Source organism: Bradyrhizobium sp. B039 (assembly GCF_038965675.1).
GTDB lineage: Bacteria > Pseudomonadota > Alphaproteobacteria > Rhizobiales > Xanthobacteraceae > Bradyrhizobium > Bradyrhizobium diazoefficiens.
Window position 1 is genome coordinate 1,423,017 of the sequence record NZ_CP152416.1, and the last position, 14,502, is coordinate 1,437,518.

General features: G+C 65.1%; 18 protein-coding genes and 1 riboswitch. Of the genes, 8 read left to right on the forward strand and 10 right to left on the reverse strand.

The annotated features are described in order from the left end of the window. Positions 1-67 precede the first annotated feature (67 nt). Positions 68-241, forward strand: a riboswitch (FMN riboswitch). Positions 242-317: 76 nt separating this feature from the next. Continuing rightward, positions 318-908, forward strand: coding sequence for a 6,7-dimethyl-8-ribityllumazine synthase (locus tag AAFG50_RS06640; protein WP_028174671.1), 591 nt, complete (start codon positions 318-320; stop codon positions 906-908). 91 nt (positions 909-999) lie between these two features. Here the strand turns inward: AAFG50_RS06640 and AAFG50_RS06645 are convergent, their stop codons facing one another. From AAFG50_RS06645 to AAFG50_RS06680, 8 genes are all read right to left on the reverse strand, one after another. After that, a complete protein-coding gene (locus AAFG50_RS06645; protein WP_028174672.1) occupies positions 1,000-2,034 on the reverse strand; it encodes an ATP-grasp domain-containing protein in 1,035 nt (344 codons plus the stop codon). Beyond that, positions 2,031-3,059, reverse strand: coding sequence for a putative zinc-binding metallopeptidase (locus AAFG50_RS06650; protein ID WP_028174673.1), 1,029 nt, complete (start codon positions 3,057-3,059; stop codon positions 2,031-2,033). The genes AAFG50_RS06645 and AAFG50_RS06650 overlap by 4 nt, the downstream gene beginning before the upstream one ends. Before the next feature lie 307 nt (positions 3,060-3,366). Continuing rightward, positions 3,367-4,320 carry a ribose-phosphate pyrophosphokinase gene (locus AAFG50_RS06655; protein WP_028174674.1) on the reverse strand — a complete coding sequence of 318 codons (954 nt, stop codon included), beginning with the start codon at positions 4,318-4,320 and terminating at the stop codon, positions 3,367-3,369. A gap of 194 nt (positions 4,321-4,514) precedes the next feature. Beyond that, positions 4,515-5,141 carry a hypothetical protein gene (locus AAFG50_RS06660; protein WP_011090181.1) on the reverse strand — a complete coding sequence of 209 codons (627 nt, stop codon included), beginning with the start codon at positions 5,139-5,141 and terminating at the stop codon, positions 4,515-4,517. Between the two features lie 185 nt (positions 5,142-5,326). After that, the gene (gene pgeF / locus AAFG50_RS06665) at positions 5,327-6,094 is read right to left on the reverse strand and encodes a peptidoglycan editing factor PgeF (RefSeq protein ID WP_011090180.1); all 768 of its coding nucleotides are present in this window, start codon (positions 6,092-6,094) and stop codon (positions 5,327-5,329) included. Next, a complete protein-coding gene (locus AAFG50_RS06670; RefSeq protein ID WP_028174675.1) occupies positions 6,094-7,209 on the reverse strand; it encodes an SAM-dependent methyltransferase in 1,116 nt (371 codons plus the stop codon). The genes pgeF and AAFG50_RS06670 overlap by 1 nt, the downstream gene beginning before the upstream one ends. A gap of 20 nt (positions 7,210-7,229) precedes the next feature. Further along, positions 7,230-8,075, reverse strand: a complete 846-nt coding sequence (lgt, locus tag AAFG50_RS06675) for a prolipoprotein diacylglyceryl transferase (RefSeq protein WP_028174676.1) — start codon at positions 8,073-8,075, stop codon at positions 7,230-7,232. Between the two features lie 211 nt (positions 8,076-8,286). Beyond that, complete coding sequence (locus AAFG50_RS06680) at positions 8,287-9,018, reverse strand: dienelactone hydrolase family protein (RefSeq protein ID WP_028174677.1); 732 nt, start codon at positions 9,016-9,018, stop codon at positions 8,287-8,289. A 167-nt stretch (positions 9,019-9,185) separates the two neighbouring features. On the opposite strand from AAFG50_RS06680, the gene AAFG50_RS06685 reads away from it, so the two are divergent. From AAFG50_RS06685 to ychF, 4 genes are all read left to right on the forward strand, one after another. Beyond that, complete coding sequence (locus AAFG50_RS06685; RefSeq protein WP_011090176.1) at positions 9,186-9,437, forward strand: accessory factor UbiK family protein; 252 nt, start codon at positions 9,186-9,188, stop codon at positions 9,435-9,437. A 255-nt stretch (positions 9,438-9,692) separates the two neighbouring features. Next, positions 9,693-10,409: a 50S ribosomal protein L25/general stress protein Ctc gene (locus tag AAFG50_RS06690; protein WP_011090175.1), complete on the forward strand. Its 717-nt coding sequence runs from the start codon at positions 9,693-9,695 to the stop codon at positions 10,407-10,409. 62 nt (positions 10,410-10,471) lie between these two features. Beyond that, positions 10,472-11,077: an aminoacyl-tRNA hydrolase gene (pth, locus tag AAFG50_RS06695; RefSeq protein ID WP_011090174.1), complete on the forward strand. Its 606-nt coding sequence runs from the start codon at positions 10,472-10,474 to the stop codon at positions 11,075-11,077. Positions 11,078-11,082: 5 nt separating this feature from the next. Further along, positions 11,083-12,180, forward strand: a complete 1,098-nt coding sequence (ychF, locus tag AAFG50_RS06700) for a redox-regulated ATPase YchF (protein WP_028174678.1) — start codon at positions 11,083-11,085, stop codon at positions 12,178-12,180. Between the two features lie 116 nt (positions 12,181-12,296). On the opposite strand, the gene AAFG50_RS06705 is transcribed toward ychF, so the two are convergent. Beyond that, positions 12,297-12,593, reverse strand: coding sequence for a DUF4282 domain-containing protein (locus AAFG50_RS06705; protein WP_018648333.1), 297 nt, complete (start codon positions 12,591-12,593; stop codon positions 12,297-12,299). 169 nt (positions 12,594-12,762) lie between these two features. On the opposite strand from AAFG50_RS06705, the gene AAFG50_RS06710 reads away from it, so the two are divergent. The 3 genes from AAFG50_RS06710 (at position 12,763) to AAFG50_RS06720 (ending at position 14,036) form a co-directional block, all read left to right on the forward strand. Next, positions 12,763-13,215: a MaoC family dehydratase gene (locus AAFG50_RS06710; RefSeq protein ID WP_028174679.1), complete on the forward strand. Its 453-nt coding sequence runs from the start codon at positions 12,763-12,765 to the stop codon at positions 13,213-13,215. Then, entirely contained in the window at positions 13,215-13,694 is a 480-nt protein-coding gene (locus AAFG50_RS06715; protein ID WP_028174680.1) for a MaoC family dehydratase, read from the forward strand. Before AAFG50_RS06710 ends, AAFG50_RS06715 begins: the two co-directional genes overlap by 1 nt. Before the next feature lie 195 nt (positions 13,695-13,889). Further along, positions 13,890-14,036 carry a hypothetical protein gene (locus tag AAFG50_RS06720; protein WP_027545961.1) on the forward strand — a complete coding sequence of 49 codons (147 nt, stop codon included), beginning with the start codon at positions 13,890-13,892 and terminating at the stop codon, positions 14,034-14,036. Positions 14,037-14,075: 39 nt separating this feature from the next. Here AAFG50_RS06720 and AAFG50_RS06725 read toward each other — a convergent pair whose 3' ends face one another. Then, positions 14,076-14,213, reverse strand: a complete 138-nt coding sequence (locus AAFG50_RS06725) for a hypothetical protein (protein WP_165448177.1) — start codon at positions 14,211-14,213, stop codon at positions 14,076-14,078. Between the last annotated feature and the right edge of the window lie 289 nt (positions 14,214-14,502).

The following is a 14,502-nucleotide window of genomic DNA, read 5'->3' on the forward strand; positions in this document are numbered from 1 at the left end:
AAGGAAGGTTCTTGCTGGCCGCCTCCCTGTTCGTCATAATTCGGAATAGTCCACCCATATCGGGTGGATAAGTTCTCAGGGCGGGGTGAAAGTCCCCACCGGCGGTAAGGGCCGAAAGGCCTAAGCCCGCGAGCGCCTTCTCCTTGATAGGGATTCCCTCGGGACCCCTCGGAGGGAAGGGTCAGCAGATTCGGTGCAACTCCGAAGCCGACGGTTAAAGTCCGGATGAAAGAGAACGGTCGGTGGCAGACGCATCGCAAGGTGCGGCTGTTTGTCGTTCCGTGTGCCCTGATTCTGGTCCTTAACTGAGGAAAGCCATGAATCAGATGTTGCAAGATCCCCAAGTCCAAACTTCCCAAGCCGAAACTTTCAAAGCCGAAACTGCCGAGACAACCCAGCCGCCGGTTCCCGTGGATCCGCCGGCAATCGAACATCCGCGTTTTGCAAAGCCGCAGCGGGTGGCCTTCGTGCAGGCCTGCTGGCACCGCGACGTGGTCGAGGAGGCCCGCATCGCCTTCATGAAGGAGGCCGAGGCGCGCCACCTCACCCATGTCGACGTGTTCGAGGTGCCGGGCTCGTTCGAGATCCCGCTGCACGCGCAGATCCTCGCCAAGACGCGGCGCTACACCGCGATCGTCGCGGCCGGCCTCGTCGTCGACGGTGGCATCTATCGCCACGAGTTCGTCGCCGACACCGTGATCAAGGCGCTGATGGACGTGCAGCTGCGCACCGAGGTGCCGGTGTTCTCGGCGGTGCTGACGCCGCAGCAATTCCACGAGACCGAAGTGCACTACGATTTCTTCCGCAGGCATTTTGCGATCAAGGGCGTCGAGGTCGCGGAAGCCTGCGCCAACACGCTGCTAGGCCTGGAGCGTTTGCGCGGCCAGGTCGCGGCGGGAATTGCCTAACCCAACGCAACGACCATCACCCCTCATCCCAGGGAGCGCGTAGCGCGTCTCGAAGGATGAGGGGTTACTCTATGATCGCTGCCATCTTGCATCACCCCAGCGACACCCCCGCCTTGGCCCGGCTTATTCCGAGAGCCAGGATGCGCTGCAGGAGATCCGGATATTTGAGCCCGGCATGTTGAGCCGCCGTGGCGAACTCCTGGCTCTTGGCGATCTCGGGGTTGGGATTGGCCTCGATGAAATACGGCGTGCCGTCGGCGGCGAGACGAAAATCGATACGCGCGTAGCCGTCGAGGCCAAGCGCTCGGTAGATGCGTTTCGCGGCGCGCTGGATGCGCGCGGTGACTTCGGGCGCGAGGTCCTTCGCCGGCCCGTCGACGATGCCGACCTTCTCCTGATAGTCGGTGTCGTGCTTGGCTTTCTCCGTGGCGATGTGCCGTGACCTGCGCCCGCCCATGCTGCCGAATTTCAGTTCCCAGATCGGCAGGACGCGCAGCCGGTTGTTGCCGAGCACGCCGACGTAAAGCTCGCGCCCCTCGATGAACTGCTCGGCGATCGCGGCGGATTCGACCCGCTCGTGGATGAAGGCGACCCGTTCCGCGAGCTTCTCGTCGGTATCGACGATCGATGCCTGCGAGATGCCGAAGGACCCGTCCATGTTCAGGCTCTTGACGATCAGCGGCAGCGCAAGGCGCGTCGGGCGTTTCACCTTGCGGCGCATCGGGAAGACGGCGAAGGCCGGCGCCGCGATCCGACGGTGATGCACCAGCGTCTTGGACAAATCCTTGCCGCGCGCCAGGATCAGGCCGCGCGGATTGCACCCGGTATAAGGGACTTTCATCAGCTCGAGATAGCTGGCGATGTGCTGGTCGTAGGCGACGTTGTTGTGGAATTCCTCCAGTAACGTGAAAACCACGTGCGGCTTGAACTCCTCGATCGCCTCGCGCACCGGCTTGATTTCGTCCTGCGCGCCGAGGGCGCGAACCTCGTGGCCGGCCGCGCGCAAGGTGCTCACCACGTCGTATTCCGTTTTCCACGCGTTGATTTCCTGCGCGGTGTATCCGTCGCTTGAATCCGGAGGCATGAAATCCGGATGCATCAGGACCAGAATACGCAAGCGTCTCATAGCGCGATCCATTTGCGCCGAGACGGGCCAAACAGCGCGTGCATCGTCTTGGCGGTCACGAGGACGGTGAAATCGAGAACGAGCTTCTGTTCGGGGCCGACCGCGCGCAGATCGAGCTCGCGGCAGCGGGAGATCATGTCGTCAAGCACGGCATCGAGCGTGAGCTGGTTCTCGCCCGTCCACCGCGCGACCAATTGCCTGATCTGGGCGCGGTGCCGTCTGATCAGGCTCGAAGCCGGTTTTGAGCGGTGATGCCGTGGATCGGCGGAAAACAGCCTCGAGAGGTCGCGGTCGTAGGTCTTCGGCGGCGTGAAGGCGTAGAACGCCTGCTTCTTCTTGTAGTGGTCTTCGAGCGTCTGGCCGAGCTTGCTCAACGGGTCGACACGCTCCCGTGTCGTGATCAGCGGCCGCTTTCCCGCAATCTCGCCCATCAGCTCGTCGACATATTCGAGCTTCTTCAGTGCGGGCCAGCCGGCATATCGTGTTCGCCAGTTCGAACGCGGCCGCAGCCACACCGCAAAAGTCTCGGCGAAATCCTCGTCAGGATGGCTCTGCGCGTACCAGAGCCGGAGATGCTGGACGTAGCGCCGGCTCGCCGGATTGGGCCGGTAGTAGCGCGGATAGTGCTTCGACGACGGACCGAACAGCTGCTGCCAGCGCCGGCGGCGCTGCAGCTGATAGCCGTGCTGGATGGCATGGCCCGCCTCGTGACGGAGGATGGCCATACACTCGCGCCAGGTTCCGCCCTCGACGTCGAACATCATCTTCTTCTCGAGCTTCATCAGGCGGGGATGGGCGAGATAGAATGGGATGGCGATGCCGGGTACATCGCCCGGACTGAACCATTCGCTCGAGATCCATGTGTGCGGCCGCAGCCGGATGCCCCGCTCTTCGAGCTCCTCGTGGAGGGTGGCGACGCAATCCTCGAGCCAGGTGCCTTCGACCGTAACCCTCAGGCTGCTGAGACGTTGCTCGAGCAATTCGTCGTCCGACAGCTTCTCCCAGGCAAATTTCCGGCGTGGCATCAGGCATCCAGAGGGCAGAGATGACTCGGCGTCCGGATGATGTCATGGGCCGCGGTTGGCAACAACCCGTGGGACTAGGTCGTAAGGGACGCAAGCGTCGCGCGCTCCCTCGCCCCGCTCTTGCCCGCCGAAGCCTTGGCGAGGCGGATGCGGGGCCGCGACGAGCTTCGCTCGCGCTGAGAGGGTGGGGTGAGGGGGAGTCTCCACAGGGACGGTGAGAGTGAAGACTCGCGGAGAGTCCCCCTCACCCGGAATCCGCGCTTCGAATTCCGGCCTCTCCCCGCAAGCGGGGAGAGGCGAAGAAAAATCAATCGAACAGGCTCGACACCGACTCTTCCGCGGCGGTGCGCGCGATCGCGTCCGAGATCAGGCTGGCGATCGGGAGCGTGCGGATGTTCGGCGCCTTGCTCACCGCGTCCGTCGGCAGGATCGAGTCGGTGATCACGAGCTCCTTCAGCTTGGAGTTCGTGATACGGGCGGCCGCGCCGCCGGAGAGCACGCCGTGGGTGATGTAGGCGTACACGTCCTTGGCGCCCTTGGCGATCAGCGCGTCGGCCGCGTTCACCAGCGTGCCGCCGGAGTCCACGATGTCGTCGACCAGGATACAGGTGTAGCCGGCGACGTCGCCGATTACGTTCATGACCTCGGATTCACCCGGCCGCTCGCGGCGCTTGTCGACGATGGCGAGCGGGGTGTTGATGCGCTTGGCGAGGCCGCGCGCGCGGGCCACGCCGCCGACGTCGGGCGAGATCACCATCGTCTTGGACAGGTCGAACTTGTCCTTGATGTCGCGCACCATCAGCGGTGCCGCGTAGAGATTGTCGGTCGGGATGTCGAAGAAGCCCTGGATCTGGCCGGCATGCAGGTCGAGCGTCATGACGCGGTCGACGCCGGCCTGCGTGATCAGGTTGGCGACGAGCTTGGCCGAGATCGGCGTGCGCGAGCCCGATTTGCGGTCCTGCCGGGCGTAGCCGAAATAGGGCAGCACCGCGGTGATGCGGCGCGCCGAGGAGCGGCGCAGCGCGTCGGTGATGATCAGGAGCTCCATCAGGTGGTCGTTCGCCGGGAACGAGGTCGACTGGATGATGAAGGCATCCGAGCCGCGGACGTTCTCCTGGATCTCGACGAAGATCTCCATGTCGGCGAAGCGCCGGACCACCGCCTTGGTCAGCGGCAGGTGGAGGCCTTGCGCGATGGCCTGGGCGAGAGCCGGATTGGAGTTGCCGGCGACAAGCTTGATGGAGCCGTTCTTGGCCGACATGGACGCTTCCTCCCGCGCTTTGCTGGATAGGACGTTCAACATCTGGGAATACCCACTCGAAGCACGGTTACGACGGGCGAGGAAATATCAGGCCGGGGGCTGCAATGGCAACCCGGGATGCTACGTTTTCCCTTTGAAAATCCTGAGTCGGGCCAACGGTTTGGTCGCAACTTGAGGCCGTGGTTTAGCGGGGGTTATCGCTCGGCGTAGCCGAGCGCCGAGGCCGGCATCTCCGGTGCCGGAGCCTCCGGGGTGACGCTTGCCACCGCAGGTCCCCGCAGGCCCGGAGCAGCGCTTGGCGCCTCCGGCGTGCCGTTGATCATGTTGGAAAGTCCGCTGAATCCGGCCTGGGCGATCTTCCGCAGCACCAGGTCGTCGGCGGCGCTCCAAGGATCGCGCGTCGCATCGCGGCCACCCTTGGCCGAGGTGGGTTCCTCGCCGGAGAGGCGCAGCGCCCGCTGCTGGTTGGCGTCGTAGACGTCCCAGACCCAGGCGATCACGGTCCTGCCGCGCACGATCTGGGCGGAGAGGTAGCTGCGCACGCGATAGGCAGCCGTCCCCTCGCGGGAGACCACGGACAGGCTGCGCAGCTTGGATTCGCTGTCGAGCACGCCGACCATGCGGTCGAACACCTGTGGCGGCGGCCCGTCGATGGATTCGAACGCCACCGTCGCTCCACTGCCGGCGCTCGGCGCCATCGCATAGGAGTTGGCGGCACCGCCGCCGCCGGCGCAACCGCCAAGCGCGGTCGCCGCTGCCAGCAGCATGACCGCCAGCACGCGCGAACCCGCGCGGCCCAGGATGAATGACGCGTCCCTCATTATGGAGGGCAGCGATATCGTTAAAACGCATTAACGTCTAGGGCAGGGGCGACACATCCCACTGTCATTCCGGGGCGCGCCCACTTGGCGCGAACCCGGAATCCATTTCTCCGCATAAATTGCTGCACGATGATTCCGGGTTCTCGCTTCGCGAGCCCCGGAATGACGGCGTGTTGCCTGTGTGTTCACCCCTCGAGCGCGATCGCGTGGACGTGGCGGCCGTAATCCGGCTCCTTGCGATGCACCGAGCGGCGATAGCTGAAGAAGCGCTCGTCGGCATAGGTGTCGAGGCCGAGGTCGTCGATCATCAGGATGCCGGCGGCCTCCAGCCGCGTCCGGATGAAGCCGGCGAGGTCGAACATCGCGTGGCCCTCGCGCACCGACGGGATGAAGAACATCGCGTTGTCCGCGTCCGCCTCGATGAAGCGCGCCACGAACTCGTTGCCGACCTCGTAGCTCTCCTGCCGGATCAGCGGGCCGATCGCGGCGATGATGCCGCCGCGCGTGGCGCCGAGCTTTTCCATCGCTAGAATCGTGGACTCCAGCACGCCGGTCAGCGCGCCCTTCCAGCCGGCATGGGCACCGCCGATCACGCGCGCATTGGGATCGACGAACAGCACCGGCCCGCAATCGGCGGTGGAGACGCCGAGCGCGATGCCGGGCGTCCTGGTGACCAGCGCGTCGCCCTTCGGCCGCGGCCCGCTCGGCCACGGCGTCTCGGCAATGAGCACGTCGGGCGAATGGATCTGGTGCAGGCTGAGGAAACGTTCCGGCGCCACGCCGACATGCTCGGCCATGCGGCGGCGGTTCTCGGCGACGAGGGCCTGATCATCGTTGGAGCCGAGGCCGCCGTTCAGCGCCGAGTAGATGCCGCCGGAGACGCCGCCTTCACGGGTGAAGAAGGAATGGCGCAGCCCTGGCACCGCCGACAGCAGTGACGAAGCGAGGGTCATCAGTTCCCTCCGGCGTGTTCGAGATCGCTGAGGCCGGCAAGGCCAGTTAGCCGCGGCTCGGAGATGCCGAGCACCTTGAACATCGAGCCCATGCCGCTGCGCCCGGTGTCGGTCAGGCGCTTCAGCGCCACCGAAATGTCGGTGGCGACCTCGGGCGTCGCCTTGTGCATCAAGGCGGCCGCGCGGGTGTCGATGCCGACGCGCTTGAGGAAGTCGCCCTGCGTCACCGGCCCGTGCACGCGGGCGCCGACATCCTCGGCCGCACGCGCCAGCGCCTGGAAATCGACATGGGCGGTGACGTCGGCCTGGCCCGGCGCCTTCAAGGGATCGGTGAAGGTGTGGCGCGCGATCGCCTGGAAGGTGTCGCCGGCATCGCTGCGCAAATGGCCGTAGTCGATGATCAGCGCCGCGCCGTCCTGGTCGCGCACGCGCGTGGCGAGCTTCATGACCTCTCCGTCGGGACGCCATTCGAACACGGCGCCGACCGGCGCGGCGCGCACCAGGGGCGGCAGCAGCACGTCGAAGCGCGGCGTCGGCTCGGAGGCCGCGCCGAACTGAAGCTTGCCGTTGGGATCGATCTCGATCACGCGCTCGTGCCAGCCGTTCTCGCGCTTCACCATCTGGTGGATCGGCAGCACGTCGAAATATTCGTTGGCGAGGATGATGCTCGGGCCTTCGGGCACGTCGTCGATGCTGTCGTGCCAGGCGATGTTGCGCGCGCCCGACAGCGTCGCACTCTGCCGTTCGCGCAGGACGGGATTGACCTCGACCAGGTGGATCTGAAGCGCCTGGTAGAGCGGCGGCAGCACGCGGAGCGCACGCAGCGCATCCGCCATCATGGTGCCGCGGCCGGGGCCGAGCTCGATCAGCCGCAAAGATTGCGGCGAGCCCATCTGCTTCCACACCGAGGCGGTCCACAGGCCCAGCAGCTCGCCGAACATCTGGCTGACCTCGGGCGCGGTGGTGAAGTCGCCCTCACGCCCGAGCGGATCGCGCGAGACGTAATAGCCATAGCGCGGATGCATCAGGCACAGTTCCATGTACCGCCAGACCGGCATGGGGCCTGAGGATTTGATCAGCGCCTTGATCTCGTTGAGTAGCGGCTGTTCGGTCACGGCCTTCTTCTCGAAAGGAATTAACGAATGGCCTCGATCGGCCTCGGCGCACCGCGCCTGATAGCCAATACAATAAGTATGAGACCTACAATAAGCATCGGGATCGACAACAGCATGCCCATGGTTAATCCGCCCCAGAGGAAGCCGAGCTGGACGTCCGGCTCGCGGAAATGCTCGCCGGCGATCCGGGTCAGACCATAGATCAGGATGAAGGCGCCGAGGATCATTCCGGGCCGCTTCAGGGCGCCGAGGCGGATCATGATCGCAAGCACCGTGAACAGCAGGATGCCCTCCATGCCGGCCTCATAGAGCTGGCTCGGATGCCGCGGCAGCTGGGTGGGATCGTTGGGGAAGACCATCGCCCAGGGCAGGCTCGCATCGGTGGCACGGCCCCACAATTCGCCGTTGATGAAATTGGCGATGCGCCCGAGCAGCAGCCCGACCGGCGCGACCGCGGTGGTGATGTCGCCGAGCGAAAGGATCGGGATCCCGTTGCGGTAGGCGAACCACATCACCGCGACGACGCAGCCGAGGAAGCCGCCGTGGAACGACATGCCGCCCTCCCACAGTCGGAAGATCGCGGCGGGGTGGTCGATGAAGAAGGGCAGATTGTAGAACAGCACGTAGCCGGTGCGGCCGCCGAGGATGATGCCGAGCGTGACCCACAGGATGAAGTCGTCGACCTGCACCAGCGAGATCGGCGCCGGCCCGCCCCACAAGCGCTCGTTCTTCAGGAGCGAGCGCGCATAGAGCCAGCCGAACACGATGCCGCAGATATAGGCCAGCGCGTACCAGCGGATCGCAAACGGACCGATCTCGATCGCGATCGGCTTGAAGGCGGGAAAGTCGATGAGAAGAAAGGGCATCACGCCTTGTTTCTAGAGTTTGATGGGCAAGCTGCGGCCCCGACGGAGCTGCGCCCCCTCTCCCGCTTGCGGGGGAGGGTTGGGGAGGGGGTGTCTCCGCAATCGAGATAATCTCCGTGTGGAGAGAACCCCCACCCGGCGCTTCGCGCCGACCTCCCCCGCAAGCGGGAGAGGTGCACCGAGTTCGCGGATAGGCCGATCATACTGCTGCTCACACGAGATTGCGGCGATAGAGCGCCAGCAGACGCTCCCAGTGCCGCTCGGCGGCGTCGCGGTCATAGACCGGGCGCTTGGGGAAGGCGAAGCCGTGATGCGTGCCGGGATAGATCTCGACCTCGGCCTTGGCACCTTTCATGCCCTCTTTGACCTTTTCGATAGTCTCCGGCGGCGCGTAGATGTCGGTCTCGGCGCAGGCGAAATAGAGCTCGGCCCTGGTCTTGGCTGCGGCGAGATGCGGGCTGTCGTCCTGGTCGGTTGCGAGCTGCACCCCGTAGATCGAGGCGGCGGCCTTGACGCGATCGGGGAAATGCGTGGCGGCGTTGACCGCGTAGCGGCCGCTCATGCAGTAGCCGACGGTGCCGACAATCTTCGTGTTCGCGGCGGCCTGGCCCTCGGCGTAAGTGAGCAGCGCGCGTGTGTCGTCCATGATCATGGGAATGGAGAGCGAGCTCATCAGCGCGAACATGCGCTTGCGCTCCGGTGCGTTCGGGTCGGTCGGCAGCGCGCCCAGCTCCATCACGCCGGAGCGGTAATAGAGGTTCGGCAGCATCACGTAATAGCCTGATGTCGCGAGCCGGCGCGCCATGTCGCGCAGCTCTTCGCGGATCGCCGGCGCATCCATGTAGAACAGGATGACCGGAAACGGCCCGCCACGCTCGGGATGGCTGATGAAGGTTGCGGTGTGGCCGTCCTTGGTGGGAATCGCGATCTGCTGGTCGATCATCTCGTGCGCCTTGTGATTCTTCTTATGCCGGGACGTTGAATACGATTGCAAGGAAACCGGGGCATGACAAGGATACGGCCGATCGGCCCTTGATCCGGTCCGATCGGATTGCCATTGTCTTCCCAAGAGTTCGCGCAAAGTTTATCGCAGGCCGCCAGGAGACCGACATGACCCAGACCAACAACCGGTTTTTCGACGAGATCGGCCGCCTGATGAACGACGCCGCCGGTGCGGCTCAGGGCGTCAAGCGCGAGTTCGACACGGTGATGCGGACCCAGGCCGAAAAATTCCTGCGCGACATGGACCTCGTCAAGCGCGAGGAGTTCGAGGCGGTCAAGGACATGGCCCGCCTGGCGCGCGAGGAGAACGAAGCCCTGAAGGCGCGCATCACGGCGCTGGAGGCGAAGCTGGGGGGATAGGTATTTGTCGTTCCGGGGCGATGCGCAGCATCGAACCCGGAACCTCGAGATTCCGGGTTCGGTCGCTGTCGCGACCGCCCCGGAATGACGGCTAGTCCGGCGCGGCCCGCCAGCCCATTCTTCTTGTCATTTCCGCATCTTCCGGGTAAAAGCCCGCCACGTCCGCGGCCCCCGCACCCCTGGAGGCTTGCTGTGGACGATGCCATGGGCCGCGCTGCGGCCCATTAACTTTTGCAAAAACAAGGACTTAACGACATGGCGACGACCGTCAAGGAATTGAAGGCGACCGCACGTCCGAAGAGCGGCAAGGGGGCCGCCCGGGCTGAGCGTCGCGCCGGCAGAGTGCCCGGAGTGATCTATGGCAACAACCAGCCCCCCGTCACGATCTCGATTGAAGATCGCGAACTGCGCCAGCGCATCCTCGCCGGCCGGTTCCTGACCACGCTGGTCGACATCGACCTCGAGGGCAAGAAGCACCGCGTGATTCCGCGCGACTATCACCTCGATCCGGTCAAGGACTTCCCGATCCATGTCGACTTCATGCGGCTCGGCGAAGGCGCCACCATCCGCATCAGCGTTCCCTTGCACGTGGTGAAGTCGGAAGCCTCCCCGGGCGTGAAGCGCGGCGGCACCGTCAACATCGTTGCCCACGCGATCGAGCTCGAATGCGGCGTCGAGAGCATCCCGCAGTACATCGAGGCCGACGTCGGCTCGCTCGAAATCGGTCACTCGCTGCATCTGTCGGACGTCAAGCTGCCGGCCGGCGTGAAGGCGCTGACCCGCGAGGACGCGACCCTCGTCACCATCGTGCCGCCGTCCGGCTACGCCGAAGAGCAGAAGGCTGCTGCTGCGGCAGCTGCTGGTGGCGCGGCTCCGGCTGCGGCAGCTCCTGCGGCTGGTGCGGCTGCTCCGGCTGCTGCTGCTCCGGCAGCGGCTGCCAAGGCTCCCGCCGGCGGCGACAAGAAGAAGTAATCTCTCAAAGAGCTGGCGCGCGGTCCTGTGACCCGCGCGCCGAGCGAGGGGCGCGCCGCGTCATGCGACTCTTTGTTGGGCTCGGCAATCCCGGCGCGAAATACGCACGTAACCGGCACAATATCGGCTTCATGGCCGTCGACGAGATCGCGCGGCGTCATGGTTTCTCGCCATGGCGCCGCAGGTTTCAGGGCGAGACCTCGGAAGGCGCGCTCGGCACTGAGCGCGTGATCCTGCTCAAGCCGACGACCTACATGAACGATTCCGGCCGGAGCGTTCAGGAGGCGGCAGGCTTCTTCAAGATCGCCCCTGGCGACGTCACCGTGTTCCATGACGAGCTCGAGCTGCCGCCGGGCAAGGTACGGGTGAAGGTCGGCGGCGGTATCGCCGGCCACAACGGTCTGCGCTCGATCTCGGCGCATATCGGCAACGACTACCGCCGTGTCAGGCTCGGCATCGGTCATCCCGGCGTCAAGGAACTGGTGCACGGCCACGTGCTGTCGGACTTCGCCAAGGCCGACAACGACTGGGTGGCGACACTCTGCGACGCGGTCGCCGAGCACGCCGCGCTGATCGCCAAGGGCACGGACGCGACCTTCGCCAACAGGGTGCATCTTGCCATGCAGGCGAAGGGGTTTTTGACCAAGGACGACAACGGCAAGGAATAACGCTCGTGGGATTCAAATGCGGGATCGTCGGATTGCCCAATGTCGGCAAGTCGACCTTGTTCAATGCGCTGACCGAGACGGCCGCGGCGCAGGCTGCGAACTATCCGTTCTGCACCATCGAGCCGAATGTCGGCGAGGTGGCCGTGCCCGATCCGCGGCTCGACAAGCTTGCGGAGATCGCCAAGTCCGGCCAGATCATTCCGACCCGGCTGACCTTCGTCGACATCGCGGGCCTCGTGCGCGGCGCCTCCAAGGGCGAAGGCCTCGGCAACCAGTTCCTCGCCAACATCCGCGAGGTCGACGCCATCGCGCATGTCGTGCGCTGCTTTGAAGACTCCGACATCACCCATGTCGAGGGCAAGATCGCCCCGCTCGCCGACATCGAGACCATCGAGACCGAGCTGATGCTCGCCGACCTCGACAGCCTCGAGAAGCGCGTCGACAACCTCACCAAGAAGGCCAAGGGCAACGACAAGGACGCCAAGGAGCAGCTCGACCTCGTCAACCGCACCCTGGTGCTGCTGCGCGAGGGCAAGCCCGCGCGCCTCGTCGAGCGCAAGGCGGAGGAGGAGCGCGCCTTCGGGATGCTCGGCCTGCTCTCGTCCAAGCCCGTGCTCTATGTCTGCAACGTCGAGGAAGGTTCGGCCGCGACCGGAAATTCGTTCTCCAAGGCGGTGCAGGAGCAGGCCGCCAAGGAAGGCGCCGTCGCCGTCGTCATCTCGGCCAAGATCGAATCCGAGATCGCCACCATTTCGCGCGAAGAACGCGCCGACTTCCTGGAGACGCTGGGTCTCGAAGAGGCCGGCCTCGACCGCCTGATCCGCGCCGGCTACACGCTGCTCGACCTCATCACCTATTTCACGGTGGGCCCGAAGGAAGCGCGTGCCTGGACCATCCATCGCGGCACCAAGGCGCCGGGAGCGGCCGGCGTGATCCACACCGATTTCGAGAAAGGCTTCATCCGCGCCGAGACGATCGCGTTTGACGACTACGTCGCGCTCGGCGGCGAAGCCGGCGCCCGCGATGCCGGCAAGCTCCGCCTCGAAGGCAAGGAATACGTCGTCGCCGACGGCGACGTGATGCATTTCCGGTTCAATACGTAAGCCGGAGTTGTCATTCCGGGGCGCGCCTCTTGGCGCGAGCCCGGAATCCATTCATCCACTTGTTCTGAGGCCCGATGGATTCCGGGTTCGCGCTGCGCGCGCCCCGGAATGACGGGCTACCGCATCCCGCCGCCCTGATCCCGGATCGCGCCGAGATGCTCGTTGATGCGGAAGACGATCAGGATCAGTTCCGCGACGATGCGCGAGAACACGATGCCGACGACGACGCTCGCGATCGACGACAGCAGCACCAGGAAGCCGCCGAACGGGCTGATCGCCATCGCAGCTAGGCCGGAGAAGATGCCGGAGAGGCCGAACAGGCAGATCAGCGCGATCACCAGCCAGTAGAAGGTCTTGATGATCGTCGGCGTGATAAAGCGGTCCCACTGAAACAGGTCGCTGAATGAAAACATCGCTCTCCCCCGGACAAATCGGGCCTTGTCAAATCGGGCTTCGGCCCTCGGTTGACCCGACTCAAGGCCAGAATCGCCGCGTCGAATGTAGCACGAGCCATGCGGGCCGGCGGGTTGAGATTGCCGCAAAGTGCGGCCACAATCTGTCATTTCCGCCAGCAATCCCAAGATGACCCTGACCTTTGAAGACTTCCCGCCCGGCCGGTTCGGAACGTTCGGCCCGCGCCATGTCACCCGCGACGAGGTCTTGGCCTTCGCCGCCGAGTTCGATCCGCAACCGATGCACCTGGACGAGGACGCCGCCAGCAAGAGCATGCTGCGCGGCCTGTCCGGCTCGGGCTGGCACCTGTGCTCGCTGATGATGCGGATGATGGCCGACGGCTTCATCACCCGCGCCGCCTCGCTCGGCTCCCCCGGCGTTGACGAGGTGCGCTGGCTGTCGCCGCTCAGGCCCGGCGACGACCTCATGCTGGACGTCGATGTCATGGAGGCGCGCGCCTCGAAGAGCCGCCCCGACCTCGGCATCGTCAAGTTCAAATGCACCGTGCGCAACGCCAAGGGACAAGTGCTGTGCGAGATGACCTCGCCGATCCTGATCGAGCGGCGCGAGGGGGCGGTCTGATGCCGTTTTTCGAGGAGATCGAGATCGGCCATCGCCGTGAGATCGGCGCCTATACGTTCACCGCGGAGTCGATTAAGACATTCGCCGAAAAATTCGATCCGCAGCGCTTTCACCTCGACGAGGAGGAAGGCAAGAACTCGCTGTTCGGCGGGCTCGCGGCCTCGGGCTGGCATGTCGGCTCGGCCTGCATGAGCTTGCTTGTCGCGGACGGCCAGCGTCTGGCGCGAGAGGCCGCAGCGCGCGGCGAGGAGGTCGCGGTGTGGGGCCCGTCACCGGGCTTTCGCGACCTGCGCTGGATCAGGCCGGTGCTCGCCGGCGACACCGTCTCTTACGCCAATGTCGTCATCGACAAGCGCAGCTCCGCCTCGCGCCCCGGCTGGGGCATTTTGACGGCCCGCACCACCGGCACCAACCAGCGCGGCGAAGAGGTCTACGCCATCACCGCCTCAGCCTTCGTGCCGATGCGGAAGGGCGGTTAGATCAGTTCCAAGATGAAGGGCTGAAAAGAGCGCGAGTGTTGCCCGCGCGCTATGGACGCGATTCCGGGCGGCTGCCATAAGCCTGCGCAACATGGTTGCCCGCGAAGCAGTTGGGGGAACCATCGAGTTGCTAACCAATTATGAACCTGTCGCTGTCTATTTGAACGAATAGGCAGAGGACAGGGGACGAGGACCATGGCTGACCGCGGCGCACTCAAGTTTGTCGGATTTATCTTTGCGACCGCGACGCTGGCCGTGATGCTGGTCGCCGGCATGGTGGTGAAGGGCTATGCCGATGGCGCCTACACCCTGGAAGCCTCGACCGTGGAAGCCGCCCGGTAAGAGCTCGTTAACGTTTCGGGGCCGGTGTCCGGCTTCCCCTCAGCGGCTATAGACGAACGCCAGCACCGCGATCGCAACCGCCAATAATCCAACGAAGCGCAGCATGATCGTGCCGAACTGGTTCGGCGCGGGTCGCAGCGGTATGGGCTCCGTGGTGTCGGGCCGAATGCTTTCCATGAAATGTCCCCCTGAGCCCGCGTAAAACCGACCGGCGCCTGGCATTGGTCGCCGGGGAGGGGTGGAGGGTTCAAAGGGGGGCTCTGGCCGACGTACTTGCGTGGCCGCCTGCCAAGCCCTCCGCTGTCATGCCCCGGCTTGTCCGGGGCATCCAGTACGCCGCGGCGTCTCCGCTCAATCACCGCCGTCTCTGGAATACTGGATCGCCCGCTCCAGTGCGCAAGTGCGCACAAGGCGGGCGATGACGCCTGCATTGGGGAGACAGCGTGCGGACACGCGCATTCACACC

What these genes read in the sequence shown, in the direction of transcription:
- AAFG50_RS06640 (WP_028174671.1), top strand. Translation starts at nt 318, where the DNA reads ATGAATCAGATGTTGCAAGATCCCCAAGTCCAAACTTCCCAAGCCGAA.
- AAFG50_RS06645 (WP_028174672.1), bottom strand. Translation starts at nt 2,034, where the DNA reads ATGAGACGCTTGCGTATTCTGGTCCTGATGCATCCGGATTTCATGCCT.
- AAFG50_RS06650 (WP_028174673.1), bottom strand. Translation starts at nt 3,059, where the DNA reads ATGCCACGCCGGAAATTTGCCTGGGAGAAGCTGTCGGACGACGAATTG.
- AAFG50_RS06655 (WP_028174674.1), bottom strand. Translation starts at nt 4,320, where the DNA reads ATGTCGGCCAAGAACGGCTCCATCAAGCTTGTCGCCGGCAACTCCAAT.
- AAFG50_RS06660 (WP_011090181.1), bottom strand. Translation starts at nt 5,141, where the DNA reads ATGAGGGACGCGTCATTCATCCTGGGCCGCGCGGGTTCGCGCGTGCTG.
- pgeF (WP_011090180.1), bottom strand. Translation starts at nt 6,094, where the DNA reads ATGACCCTCGCTTCGTCACTGCTGTCGGCGGTGCCAGGGCTGCGCCAT.
- lgt (WP_028174676.1), bottom strand. Translation starts at nt 8,075, where the DNA reads ATGCCCTTTCTTCTCATCGACTTTCCCGCCTTCAAGCCGATCGCGATC.
- AAFG50_RS06680 (WP_028174677.1), bottom strand. Translation starts at nt 9,018, where the DNA reads ATGATCGACCAGCAGATCGCGATTCCCACCAAGGACGGCCACACCGCA.
- AAFG50_RS06685 (WP_011090176.1), top strand. Translation starts at nt 9,186, where the DNA reads ATGACCCAGACCAACAACCGGTTTTTCGACGAGATCGGCCGCCTGATG.
- AAFG50_RS06690 (WP_011090175.1), top strand. Translation starts at nt 9,693, where the DNA reads ATGGCGACGACCGTCAAGGAATTGAAGGCGACCGCACGTCCGAAGAGC.
- pth (WP_011090174.1), top strand. Translation starts at nt 10,472, where the DNA reads ATGCGACTCTTTGTTGGGCTCGGCAATCCCGGCGCGAAATACGCACGT.
- AAFG50_RS06705 (WP_018648333.1), bottom strand. Translation starts at nt 12,593, where the DNA reads ATGTTTTCATTCAGCGACCTGTTTCAGTGGGACCGCTTTATCACGCCG.
- AAFG50_RS06710 (WP_028174679.1), top strand. Translation starts at nt 12,763, where the DNA reads ATGACCCTGACCTTTGAAGACTTCCCGCCCGGCCGGTTCGGAACGTTC.
- AAFG50_RS06715 (WP_028174680.1), top strand. Translation starts at nt 13,215, where the DNA reads ATGCCGTTTTTCGAGGAGATCGAGATCGGCCATCGCCGTGAGATCGGC.
- AAFG50_RS06720 (WP_027545961.1), top strand. Translation starts at nt 13,890, where the DNA reads ATGGCTGACCGCGGCGCACTCAAGTTTGTCGGATTTATCTTTGCGACC.
- AAFG50_RS06725 (WP_165448177.1), bottom strand. Translation starts at nt 14,213, where the DNA reads ATGGAAAGCATTCGGCCCGACACCACGGAGCCCATACCGCTGCGACCC.